Annotated in this window: 11 protein-coding genes; 7 read left to right on the top strand and 4 right to left on the bottom strand. The window is 72.0% G+C overall.

Features of this window, described 5'->3' with window-relative positions; all coding sequences use genetic code 11:
- Nucleotides 1-7 precede the first annotated feature (7 nt).
- Nucleotides 8-763 carry an IclR family transcriptional regulator gene (locus ETD85_RS05110; RefSeq protein WP_240778966.1) on the top strand — a complete coding sequence of 252 codons (756 nt, stop codon included), beginning with the start codon at nt 8-10 and terminating at the stop codon, nt 761-763.
- Nucleotides 764-849: 86 nt separating this feature from the next.
- Nucleotides 850-2,712, top strand: coding sequence for a glycoside hydrolase family 3 protein (locus ETD85_RS05105; protein ID WP_206058086.1), 1,863 nt, complete (start codon nt 850-852; stop codon nt 2,710-2,712).
- A gap of 13 nt (nt 2,713-2,725) precedes the next feature.
- On the opposite strand, the gene ETD85_RS05100 is transcribed toward ETD85_RS05105, so the two are convergent.
- The 4 genes from ETD85_RS05100 to ETD85_RS05085 all read right to left on the bottom strand — a co-directional run bounded on the left by ETD85_RS05100 (nt 2,726) and on the right by ETD85_RS05085 (nt 6,065).
- The gene (locus ETD85_RS05100) at nt 2,726-3,511 is read right to left on the bottom strand and encodes an SDR family NAD(P)-dependent oxidoreductase (protein ID WP_206058085.1); all 786 of its coding nucleotides are present in this window, start codon (nt 3,509-3,511) and stop codon (nt 2,726-2,728) included.
- A 17-nt stretch (nt 3,512-3,528) separates the two neighbouring features.
- Nucleotides 3,529-4,356, bottom strand: coding sequence for a fumarylacetoacetate hydrolase family protein (locus tag ETD85_RS05095; protein WP_138688426.1), 828 nt, complete (start codon nt 4,354-4,356; stop codon nt 3,529-3,531).
- The gene (locus ETD85_RS05090; protein WP_138688425.1) at nt 4,353-5,225 is read right to left on the bottom strand and encodes a fumarylacetoacetate hydrolase family protein; all 873 of its coding nucleotides are present in this window, start codon (nt 5,223-5,225) and stop codon (nt 4,353-4,355) included. The genes ETD85_RS05095 and ETD85_RS05090 overlap by 4 nt, the downstream gene beginning before the upstream one ends.
- An 84-nt stretch (nt 5,226-5,309) precedes the next feature.
- Entirely contained in the window at nt 5,310-6,065 is a 756-nt protein-coding gene (locus tag ETD85_RS05085; RefSeq protein ID WP_206058084.1) for an SDR family NAD(P)-dependent oxidoreductase, read from the bottom strand.
- 200 nt (nt 6,066-6,265) lie between these two features.
- On the opposite strand from ETD85_RS05085, the gene ETD85_RS05080 reads away from it, so the two are divergent.
- The 5 genes from ETD85_RS05080 (at nt 6,266) to ETD85_RS05060 (ending at nt 11,717) form a co-directional block, all read left to right on the top strand.
- Nucleotides 6,266-6,853, top strand: coding sequence for a PadR family transcriptional regulator (locus ETD85_RS05080; protein ID WP_138688424.1), 588 nt, complete (start codon nt 6,266-6,268; stop codon nt 6,851-6,853).
- 82 nt (nt 6,854-6,935) lie between these two features.
- Nucleotides 6,936-7,760 (top strand): IclR family transcriptional regulator, encoded by an 825-nt coding sequence (locus ETD85_RS05075; RefSeq protein ID WP_138688423.1) that lies wholly within the window; start codon nt 6,936-6,938, stop codon nt 7,758-7,760.
- A 150-nt stretch (nt 7,761-7,910) separates the two neighbouring features.
- Nucleotides 7,911-9,185 (top strand): amidohydrolase family protein, encoded by a 1,275-nt coding sequence (locus tag ETD85_RS05070; RefSeq protein ID WP_138688422.1) that lies wholly within the window; start codon nt 7,911-7,913, stop codon nt 9,183-9,185.
- Nucleotides 9,186-9,190: 5 nt separating this feature from the next.
- Nucleotides 9,191-10,018 (top strand): alpha/beta hydrolase, encoded by an 828-nt coding sequence (locus ETD85_RS05065; RefSeq protein WP_170246505.1) that lies wholly within the window; start codon nt 9,191-9,193, stop codon nt 10,016-10,018.
- 292 nt (nt 10,019-10,310) lie between these two features.
- Complete coding sequence (locus ETD85_RS05060; protein ID WP_138688420.1) at nt 10,311-11,717, top strand: PQQ-dependent sugar dehydrogenase; 1,407 nt, start codon at nt 10,311-10,313, stop codon at nt 11,715-11,717.
- Nucleotides 11,718-11,952 lie beyond the last annotated feature (235 nt).

Here is an 11,952-nt window from a genome sequence, read left to right as displayed (position 1 = left end):
GCCCGTCGTGGACCGCGCCCTGTCCCTGCTCGCGGCGTTCGACGCCGATCACCGCGTACTGACGCTGGCCGAGCTGAGCCGCCGCAGCGCGATCCCGCTGAGCTCCGCCCTGCGCCTGGCGGCTCGCCTGGTGAGCTGGGGCGCGCTCGAACGGGACGGCGCGGGCCGATACTGCGTCGGCCTCCGGCTGCTGGAGGTCGCCACGCTGGCGCCGCGCGGGCACGGGCTCCGCGAGGTCGCCCTGCCTTTCATGCACGACCTGGCCGAAGTCACCCGTCAGCACGTGCAGCTCGCCGTCCGCGACGGGATGCAGGCGATGCTCGTGGAGCGGCTGTCCGCGCGCCAGGCGGCGTCGGTGGAATACCGGACCGGCGGCCGGCTTCCCCTGCACTCGACCGGGGTCGGGCTGGTCCTGCTGGCCTTCGCGCCCCAGGAGGTGCAGGAGGAGCTGCTGGCCAAGCCGGTCTACAGCGAGCCGGGCAACCGGCTCATCCCCGCCGACACTCTGCGCCGCACCCTGGCCGACGTGCGGCTGAAGCGGCTGGCGGTGTTCCGCCGTGAGGACGAGTCCGAGACCATCGTCTCGATCGCCGCGCCGGTCTTCGGCCAGGACGAGACGGCGGTGGGCGTCCTGGGGGTCCTGGTGCCGAAGCGGGTCGCGCAGCCTCGGCTGCTGGGACTGGCGGTCCAGACCGCCGCGCGGAGCATCTCCCGCGAACTGGGCGCGCGCCGTTCAAGCGGCGCTCCCGACTCCCAGCTCTGAGCCGGCCGCGTCGTCCTCCCGGCGGTCCTGCCAATGAATGGCATGGCGATAGGTGACCGGCGTCGCCCGCCGTCATGCTCATGCCTGTGTCACGCATTGAACCACGGCCCATCCAAGACGGCGTCGCCTTCCGGGACCTCGACGGCGACGGCGTGATGGCCCCGTACGAAGACCCGACCCGACCGATCGAGCAGCGGGTGAGCGACCTGATCAGCCGGATGACGCCGGCGGAGAAGGCCGGGCTGATGTGCCACGCGCCCGTCGCGGCCCGGCCCGACGGCGGCCTGGCCGAGGAATCCGCGGGCCCGCTGCCCACCGCTCCGACCACCCACGCCGTACGTGACCTGCACCTGCGCTGCCTGGCCCTGATGGCGCCGGTCGCCGCCGGGCCCCTGGCCCGCTGGCACAACCGGCTGCAGGACCTGGCCGCGGGCAGCCGGCTGGGCATCCCGGTGCTGGTCTCCTCGGATCCGCGCCACTCCGCGAACGAGAACCCGCTGACCTCGGTCCCCTCCGGCGGCTGCTCGCGCTGGCCGGAACCGCTCGGTTTCGGCGCGATCGGCGATGAGGAGCTGGTGCGCGAGTTCGCGCGGGTCATCCGCGCGGAGTACGCCGCGGTGGGCATCCGGCTGGCGATCCACCCCATGGCCGACCTGGCCAGCGAGCCGCGCTGGTGCCGCGCCGCCGGCACGTTCGGCGCCGACCCGGACGTGGTGGGCCGCCTGGCCGGCGCCTACGTCGAGGGACTGCAGGGGGCGCGGCTCGGCCCCGGCTCCGTCGCCGGCATGGTCAAGCACTGGCCCGGCGCGGGCCCGCAGGCCGGCGGCGAGGACGCGCACTTCGCCCGCGGCAAGGACCAGGTCTATCCGGCCGGGCTGTTCGAGCTGCACCGCGAGCAGTTCCGCCCGTCGCTGCGCGCCGGGGCCGCCGCCGTGATGCCGTACTACGGCCGGCCGGTGGGGGTGCCGGGGCTCGGCGAGGTCGGGTTCGCCTTCGACCGGGAGGTGGTGGCCGGGCTGCTGCGCCGCGACGAGGGCTATGACGGCGTCGTGTGCACCGATTTCGGCCTGCTCACAGCCGCCGTGCTGCCCGACGGCAGCCTGTGGCCGGCCCGTGCGTGGGGCGTGGAGCACCTCGACCGGGCCGGGCGCGCGCTGCTCCTGCTGGACGCCGGCGTGGACCAGCTCGGCGGGGAGTGGTGCCCCGAGGTGATCACCGACCTGCTCGCCGCCGGCCGGGTCAGCGAGGCGCGGATCGACGAGTCGGTACGGCGCGTGCTGACCGTGCTGTTCCGGCTGGGCCTGTTCGATGACCCGTACGTGGACGAGGAACGCGCGGTGGCCACCGTGGGCCGGGCGGATTTCGCAGCGGCCGGCGCGGCGGCGCAGCGGCGGGCGATGACGCTGCTGAGCAACGACTCCGGCCTGCTGCCGCTCGCCTCCGGGATCCGGCTCTACGTCGAGGGGATCGACCCCGGCCTCGCCGCCGGGCACGCGACCGTGGTGGGCCGGCCGGAGGACGCCGACGCCGCGCTGGTGCGCATCGCTGCTCCGTACGAGCCCAGGAAGGGGCTGCCGGAGGCGTTCTTCCACCAGGGCCGGCTCGACCTGCCCGACCGGCAGCGTGAGCACCTGTGCGCGCTGGCCGCCACCGTGCCGACCGTGATCGACGTCTTCCTCGATCGCCCCGCCGTCATCCCGGAGCTCGCCGGATGCGCCGCCGCGCTGGTCGCCGACTTCGGGGCCGGCGATGACGCCGTGCTCGACGTCGTGTTCGGGCACGCGCGCCCGGAGGGGCGGCTGCCGTTCGAGCTGCCCCGATCCATGGCCGCCGTCGAGGCCCATCCGGAGGACCTGCCGGGCGGCACCGCGGACCCGGTCTTCCCGCTCGGCCATGCCGCCGATACGCACGCCTGGCACCCGCGCGCCGCCGGCCCCGGGAACGGCTGAACGCGCGGTCCTCTCAGGCGCCGATCATGTTGTAGCCGCCGTCGGCGTTGAGATAGACGCCGGTCATGTGGGCGGCGTCGTCCGTGGCCAGGAACAGCGCGGTTCCGGCCAGCTCGGCCGGCCCGGGGACGCGTCTCATCGGGGTGCGGGAGATCAGCTCCTCGCGACGGCCGCTCTGCCAGTCGTGCCGGCTCAGCGTGGCCTCGGTCTCGATGAACCCGGGCGCGAAGGTGTTGACCCGCACCGTGGGGGCGAAGGCCGCGGCGTAGGACTTGGTGATGCCGAGGATGCCGTACTTGGCGGCGGCGTACTGCGGAGCGCGGGGGCTGCCGCGCACGATGACCGTGGAGCCGATGTTGATGATCGCACCGTGGCCCTGCTCCAGCATGCGTGAGCCGAGCTCGTGCGTGCACAGCATGGTGCCCTTCACGTCGACCGCGAGCACCCGGTCGATCGACTCCTCGGTGAGGTCGCGCCAGGACATCTGCTCCGGCGCCACGTCACCGACGTTGTTGACCAGCACGTCCAGGCCACCGAAGCGGGCGAAGACCTCCTCGGCCATCCGGCGGATGTCGTCGTGGCGGCTGATGTCGGCCTGGACGGTGACCGCCTCGCCCCCCAGCTCCTCGATCCGGGCGACGGTACGTCCGGCTCCGGCGGCCGAGGTGTTGTAGTGCACGGCGACCCGGGCGCCCTCCTGGGCGGCGCGGACGGCGATCTCGGCCCCGTAACCGGTGCCCGCGCCGGTCACCAGCACGCTCTTGCCGGCGAAGCGCCGGGGGATGGACTGCTCTGACACGCGACGTTCTCCTGTCGTCATTGGAAGGTCTGGCGCAGCTCGCCGATGCCCTCGATGCGGGTGACGAGCTCGTCGCCGGCGCTCAGGTAGCGGGGCGGCGTACGGCGGTTGCCGACGCCGGCCGGGGTGCCGGTGAAGATCAGGTCGCCCGGCAGCAGCGGCACCACGGCCGAGATCCTGGCCACCAGCTCCGGCACCGGGAAGATCATCGACTTGGTGCGGTCGTGTTGGACCACCTCGCCGTTGAGCAGGCAGGTGATCTCCAGGTCGTCCGGGTCGGCCAGCTCGTCCGGCGTGACCAGGAGCGGGCCGGTGGGTCCGAAACCGGGGAAGGACTTGCCCAGGCTGAACTGGGCGGGCGCGCCCCTGCTCTGGGTGACTCGCTCGGAGAGGTCCTGGCCGGCGGTGAGCGCGGCCACGTGCTCCCACGCGCGCTCCTCGCTGACGCGGTGGGCGTGGCGCCCGATCACCGCGACCAGCTCCGCCTCCCAGTCCACCTTGCCCTCGGGCAGCGTGACGATCGAGCGCGGTCCGGTCAGGCAGGCCGGGAACTTGGTGAACACCAGCGGATGCTCCGGCGGGTCGAAGCCGGCCTCGGCGGCGTGTGGCGGGTAGTTCAGCGCGACGGCGAACACCTGCCGCGGCCTCGGCACCGGCGCCTGCCAGGCGGCCTGGCCGAGCGGCAGGTCGAAGGCGTCGTCCGGCAGGCCGGCCGCCAGCTCCCGTAGCTCCGGCCACCGTTCGAGCAGCGCCATCGGCTCGCCGGGCAACCCGCGGACGGCCACGTCCGCGGCCAGCTCGCCGCGGATCAGAACGGCCCGGCCGTCCAGGACGCCGGCCCTCACCAGTCCACCTTCTCCGGCACCGGGGTGCCATGCCCCTGCTCCCAGCTCACGACGGGGGTGCGCAGCACGCCGAGCCGCTCGACCTCGGCCTCGATCACGTCGCCCGGCTTGAGGTAGAGGCTGGGATCGCCGCTGAAACCGGCCACGCCCTGGATGGTGCCCGTGGAGATCAGGTCGCCCGCGCTGTAGCCCTGCGGCGAGTGGTAGGCCACCAGGTGCGGGATGGACACCGACATGCGGCTGGTGTTGGACTTCTGCCGGACCCGGCCGTTGACCCGCAGCTCCATGTCGAGGTTCTGCGCGTCCGGGATCTCGTCCGCGGTGACGATGTACGGTCCGAGCGGGTTGAAGGTGTCGATCGCCTTGCAGAAGGAGAACACGCCGGAGGCCATCTCCCTGCGCTGGATGTCGCGGGCGGTGATGTCGTTGTAGACCACGTAGCCGGCGATGTGGCCGGGGGCGTCGTCCACGCCGAAGAACTTGCCGGGCTTGCCGATCACCACCGCGATCTCCAGCTCGTAGTCCAGCTCGCTGGTCAGGTGCTCGGGGTAGATGACCGGCTCGTCCGGGCCCACGATGGCGTCCACGTTCTGGAAGAACACGATGCCCTTGTGGATCGGGTGCGACCAGTCCACGCTCTTCGACTCGTCCTCGTGCTCGCGGAAGTTGCCCGAGGTGTGGAAGAACTTCTTCGGCACGATCGGGGCGCGCAGCCGCACGTCGTCCAGGCGCAGGCGCTCGCCGGTCTCCGGGGCGTGGCCGCCGCTTTCGAAGTACGCCCTGGTGGAGGGCAGCCGCAACGGGATGACAATGCGTTCTTCCAGCTCCAGCCGCCCTACGCGGCCGTCGTCAAAGGTGATCAGCTTCATGTTCCCTCTCCTTGTGGACCGAGCCGTGGCGCGCGGTGGACCTCGCCTGCCTCTGCTTCCGCGGCCGTCCGGGCGGCGGCGCGGTCATACGAGCGTCCTGCCGCCGTCGACGTACAGCACCTGGCCGGTGATGAAGCAGGCCCGCCGCGACAGGAGGAACAGGACCGCGCCCACCACGTCCTCCGGCGTCCCCAGACGTCCCGCGGGGACCAGCCTGGTCATCTCCTCCCGCATCCCGGGTCTGGCCAGGTAGTCGCGGGTCAGCTCGGTCTCGGTGTAGCCGGGCGCCACCGCGTTGACGGTCACCCGGTCGGCCGCCCACTCCCTGGCCATCACCTTGACCAGCTGGTCCAGGCCGCCCTTGCTGGCCGCGTAGGGGCCGTGGTGCGGATGCGCGAGCTGCGAGGAGACCGAGGAGAAGAAGACCATGCTGCCCCGGCCGGCCTCCCGCATCAGCCGGCCGGCGGCCCGCCCGGCCCAGAAGGCGGTGGACAGGTTCAGGGTGACGATGCGGTCCCACACCTCGTCGGGGGTGTCGACCACGGGCCGCCGGTCGTTGACCCCGACGGCGTGCACGAGCACGTCGAGCCCGCCGAGCTCGGCGGCGGCGCTCGTCACCGCCGCCTCGCACGCCGCGGCGCCGGCCAGGTCGGCGCGGATGACGCCGATGCCGGCGCCGCCGAGGTGCGGATCGGCCTGCAGCTCCTTCAGCCTGGCCGCGTCCACGTCCGCGACGGTCACGGACGCCCCCGCCTGCGCGAGGCCCTTGGCGCAGGCGGCGCCGAGGCCGCCCGCACCCATGACGAGCGCCTTGCGCCCGCTCAGACCGAGCCAATCCATGACCGGCCTCCAAGTTCATCCAGCGAAAGTTGATTTCATCCTGACGGATGCTAGCCATGCGCCAGCGCGGATGTCCATGTCCCGCTATGTCAATCTCTACTCTTGCCTGCCCGGATTCACCAGGGCAACGGAGCGTCGAACCTATGTGAAGATTGACATAGGACCAGGATCTGCGGTCCCGGAGCGCGAAAGACGGTCAGATGTCTCTGAAGTACGCCCTGCTGGGGTTCCTCAGCACCGAGCCGACCTCCGGCTACGATCTCGCGCGCGAGTTCGGCGAGTCGCTGGGGTGGTTCTGGCACGCCTCGCACACCCAGATCTATCCGGAGCTGCGGCGGCTGGAGAGCCAGGGGCTCGTGACCAGCACCATGACCGACGACAACCCGGGCAAGCCGAAGCGGACCTACCAGCTCACCGAGCAGGGGGCCGCCGAGCTGCGGGAGTGGCTGGCGCAGCCGGTGGAATACCCGCCCGTCCGCGACGCCGAACGGGTCAAGCTGATGTTCCTCGACACCGCCCCGGTGGAGGTGATCCGCGAACACCTGAGCACGCATCGCCGCCACTACGAGGACCTGCTGGCCGTCTACCTCCGGCAACTGCGCGAGATGCGCCGCGGGGTCTTCCCCCGGCTGGTCAAGCGGCTGGCCGGCCGGCCGCGCAGCGAGCACGGGCTCATCACCGGGCTCAAGGTGCTGGCCATGCAGGGCAACATCGCCCGCGCCCGGGCGGAGATCGCCTGGGCCGAGGACGCTCTGGCCTGGCTGGAGGGCGCGGAGGATCCGCGGTGAGAGCGGCCGGCCGGCGAGGCTCGTGATAGTCTCGCGCCTCGAACATGGGTTTCTCAGGGCGTGAGAGAGCGAGGCGCGTGGCATGCCCGCCAGACGGAGGCCGGCCCAGACCGCCTCGCCGACCGAGTCCGCTCCCCGGCCCGAATACCGCATCGAGGCGCTGGCCAAGGGCCTCAGGCTGCTGGCGCTGTTCACCGAGCAGCACCCGGCCTGGCGCGTCAGCGACATGGCCGCCGCCAGCGGCGTCCCGCTCCCGACGGTCTACCGGATGGTCATGACGCTGACCGCGGAGGGCTATCTCGTCCATCTGCCGAACGGCGACTACCGGCCCGGGGTCCGCGTGCTCACGCTGGGCAGCGCCGCGCTGCGCAGCATGGACCTCGTCGAGCTCGCGACCCCGGAGCTCAAGGCGCTGGCCGAGGCCACGGGGGAGACCGTCAACCTGTGCGTGCTGACGGGGGACCAGGTGCTCTACCTGATCCGGATCCGGAACTCCGACCTGGTGACCGCGAACATCCAGGTCGGCTCGACGCTTCCGGCGGTGTTCACCTCGATCGGCAAGCTGCTGCTGGCCCATCTGAGCGACGACGAGCTGGAGACCCGCGTCACCGCCGGATCCTTCCTGCCGCCGCACGGTCCCAACGCCAAGCTGTCCCTAGACGAGCTCCGGGACGAGCTCGCCGCCATCCGCAGGGACTGCTGTGCCGTCCAGGACGAGGAGCTCGCCTTCGGGCTGCGCTCGATCGCCATTCCGGTGCGCGACGCCTCGGGCCAGGTGATCGCGGGCCTGAACGTCGCGGTGCAGGCGCGCGACTGGTCGGCGCAGCGGCTCATCAGGGAGCTGCGCCCGCAGGCGGCGCGTACGGGCCAGGAGATCTCCCTGCTGCTCGGCTGCTCCCAGGTGTGACGGCGGGGCTCTGCCCGCAGGTCGAGCGGCACCTGGTCACCGGCACCTGCAGGCATTGACAGCCGGCGGGGTCCACGGCCACTCTTTCTCGGGAGTGCTTAACAAAACCCATTCTCATTACGTGAGAATCCCGCGCCGGGAGCGTGCACCATGAAGCGAATCGTCTTCACCAACGGCCTGGTCTTCGACGGAACGGGCTCGTCCCCCGAACCGGGTGAAGTGGTCGTCGAGGGCGACCGCGTGGTGGAGGTCCGCGGCCGCTGGCAGGAAGAGCACGGCGAGGACCGGGTGATCGACGCCCGCGGCTGCACGGTCATGCCCGGCCTCATCGAGTCCCATGCGCACCTCACCTTCCCCTCCGCGGTCGGCCACATCGACCCGGGCTTCAACCCGCCGCTGGACGTCAGCTTCTTCGGCCGGATCGAGGGCCTGGAGGCCGAGCTGGCCAGGGCCGAGCGCAACGCGGCGATCCTGCTGGACGCCGGCTTCACCGCGGCCTATTCGGCGGGCTCCATCCTGCCCATGCCGACCGAGGTGATCCTGCGAGACAAGATCGCCGCGGGGGCGGTGCCGGGCCCGCGCCTGCGCGCGGCCAGCATGGAGCGCGACAACCACCCCGTGCGGCCGGACGGCCACGTCGAGCCCGGCTGGCAGGGCCCCGACGCCTGCCGCGCGTTCGTCCGCGAGCAGGCCGCCATGGGATTCGACAGCGTCAAGTTCCTGCTCAGCAACGACGACGTCTTCATCCCCGGTGGCTCCCAGCTCACCCAGTACAGCCAGGAGGAGGCCACCGCCGCCGGCGAGGCGGCCCGCGAGTGCGGGGTGTGGCTCAACTGTCACGCGCAGTCCGCCGAATCGGTGAAGATCGCGGTACGTGCCGGCTTCCGCTCGATCTACCACTGCACCTACGCGGACGAGGAAGCCCTCGACCTGCTGGAATCGGTCAAGGACGAGGTCTTCGTCTCGCCGGCCCCGGGCATCATCTACGCCAACGTCCACGAGGGCGCGGAGTTCGGCATCGACCGCGGCGTGGCGGAGAAGATCGGCTCGGTCGCCGCTCTGGAGGGCATGGCCGCCATCTACCCGGAGATCCGCGCCCGCGGCATCCGCGCCCTGCCCGGCGGCGACTACGGATTCCCCAACAACCCCATCGGCCGAAACGCCCGCGACCTGCAGCTCTTCGTCGAGCTGCTCGGCTACACCCCGCTGGAGGCCCTGCGCGCCGCCACGCAGTACGGCGGCCAGGTCATGGGCATGGGCGACGAGCTGGGCCTGCTGGCCCCCGGCTACCTGGCCGACGTCCTCATGGTGCGGGGGAACCCGGCACAGGACGTCACGATCCTCCAGGATCAGCGGAACATCTCGGCGATCATGCAGGGCGGCCGCTTCCACAAGGAGCCCCTGATCGAGGCCCGCGCGTCGTGACCGGGGTGGCCGTCCTCCGGGAGATCGTCTACGCGCAGCCACCCGGCTTCCGCCCGCTCGCCCTGGACCTCTACGTGCCGCCGGCTCCCGCCGCCCTGTGCCTGTACCTGCACGGGGGTGGCTGGCGAGCCGGCCGCCGCACCCAGCCGCCCTTCGCCACCCCGTCGTTCTTCGAGCGCGTCGCCGGGCTCGGCCTCGCCGTGGCCAGCATCGAGTACCGGCTCAGCGGCGAGGCGCGGTTCCCCGCCCCGCTGGCGGACCTGACCAGCGCGGCGCGCTACCTCGCCGAGCACCGCGGCGACCACGGGATCGCCACGGACACCATGGTGAGCTGGGGAGTCTCGGCCGGAGGGCACCTGGCCGCCCTCCACGCGCTGACCGAGCCGGCCATGGTGTCCGCGGTCGTCTGCTGGTACCCGCCCACCGACCTGCTCCACATGCCGGACGACATCGAGGACGCCGGGGGAGAGCCCGACCGCGGGCCGGGCTCCAGGGAGGCGCTGCTGCTCGGCGCGACCGCCGCGGAGCGCCCCGACCTGGCACGAGCGGCGAGCCCGGTGCACGCCGTGCGGCCCGGCGCTCCTCCGTTCCTGCTGCTGCACGGCGACCTGGACACCGCCGTCCCCCGCAGGCAGAGCCACCGGCTCGCGCAGGCGCTCCGGGCGGCCGGCGGGGACGTTCGGGTCGAGGAGATTCCCGGTGCGGGGCACATGTTTCCCGAGCTCGACCACGACGCGCAGTGGCGGCTGGCCGAGCGATCGGCCGGCTGGCTCGTACGCCATGCCGCCCCCAGCCACTCGCCGGCCCGCTGCACCGGCGGCGACCTGGGCTGATCGCGGCCGGCACTCCTGCGCCGCCGGATGACGTCCGGGTAGCGCCGGCTGCGGCAGGCCATCAACTGGCCTGCCGGGCTCCGCCAAGTGGCCGGTAGGCCGAGCCCGAAGGCGGATGTGCTGCTCCCGCCCGCCAAGCACCGTGGGGGTCATCGAATCCCGAAAGGTGATGGCCGTGGAAATTCGCAGCATTCCCGCACGTCCCGGCGACTTCGTCGCTCCCGTACCACCCCCGGAAGCCCCTCGGGCTGCCGGTCTCCCGCTCAGCACCCCCGAGAGCGAGGGGTGAGAGATGGCCAACGCCTGGAGGCGGCCCGTCATCCGGATCGCCGGGCGCGCCCTTCTGGTGCTGCTCCTGCTCGCCACGGCGGCCACGGCCGCAGCCTTCGTGGCCGTCAACCGGGGCGGCCGGGCGCAGACGGAGGCGCACCTGGGGAGCCGGCCCAGACTCGGAGATCCCGACACGTTCCCGATCCCCAAGGTCAACCCGCCCGACGTCGTGGGATGGCCGCCCGGCAAAGCGCCCACCGCGCCTCGGGGCTTCTCCGTGACGAGATTCGAGGGCGGGCTGGAGCATCCGCGCTGGCTCTACCAGCTTCCGAACGGCGACGTGCTCGTGGCCGAGTCCGCTACTTTGCCGAAAAATCCGGATTCGCCGGTGATGGGGTTCCTCAACTGGCTGCGTCGCAACGACGGCTCCACCACCGGGCAGAGCGCGAACCGGATCACCCTGCTCCGCGACACCGACGGCGACGGCGTCGCCGACTTCCGCGGGACGTTCCTGGACAACCTGCACCAACCCTTCGGCATGGCCCTGCTGAAACCGGCGCCCCCGCACGCGGTCGAACCAGCCGCCCCCGATGGCACCGGCGTCATGTTCTACGTCGCCGGCACCGACGGGGTGTGGCGCTTTCCTCATACGCTCGGCGAAACCCGCATCACCGCGGAAGGGCAGAAGATCCTCGATCTGCCGGCAGGCGGGTACAACAACCATTGGACCCGCAACCTGCTCGCCGCCCCCGACGGGTCCAAGCTCTACGTCACGGTCGGATCGGCCAGCAACGCCGGTGAGCACGGCCTGGGGGTCGAGCACAGACGCGCGGCCGTGCTCGAGGTCAACCCGGACGGCAGCGGCGAGCGCCTCCTCGCATCCGGCCTCAGAAACCCCAACGGCCTTGCCGTCGAGCCCGCCACCGGGACACTCTGGGCCGTCGTCAACGAGCGCGACGCCCTCGGCGACGACACCTCGCCCGACTACCTGACGAGGGTTCGCGACGGCGACTTCTACGGCTGGCCATGGAGCTACTGGGGCACAAAGGTCGACGACCGCGTCAGGCCCGCTCGCCCCGACCTGGTGGCCAAGGCGCTGCGCCCTGACTACTCGCTGGGAGCGCATACGGCACCCTTGGGGCTGGCGTTCGCCACGTCGTTTCCCGAGCCGTACCGCGGCGGCGCGTTCATCGGCGAGCACGGGTCGTGGAACCGTGGCGAACCCGTGGGGTACAAGGTCGTCCACGTGCCGTTCGCCGACGGCATGCCCAGCGGGAAGCCGCGGGACTTCCTCACCGGATTCAGGCCCGGCTCCGGCGACAGCACCACCTACGGACGCCCCGTGGGGGTCATCGCCGACAAGGCGGGAGGGTTGCTGGTCGCCGATGACGCGGGCAACACCGTGTGGCGAGTCGCACCCACGAGATGAGGCCGAACGCCTGACGCGATACGCCGGCCTCCGTTCGGCGGTTGCCGTCTTGTGGCTCAGTCGTTGATCAGCACGATTTTGCCGAGGTGCCGGCCTGTCTCCATGAGTCGGTGTGCCCGGGCGGCGGTCGCGTCCTCGGAGCGGTGTAAATAGCTCGACGAGGTAGGTGCCGTGGGTGGATCTTAGGCGGCTTCGGTGGCGGGTGCCAAGGCCGGGTCGTCGGTCGGGTGGAGCT

The sequence above is a fragment of the Nonomuraea zeae genome (assembly GCF_005889725.1).
Lineage (GTDB): Bacteria > Actinomycetota > Actinomycetes > Streptosporangiales > Streptosporangiaceae > Nonomuraea > Nonomuraea zeae.
Note: the sequence above shows the minus strand (reverse complement) of the source record. Positions and strands in the feature narration are given on the sequence as shown.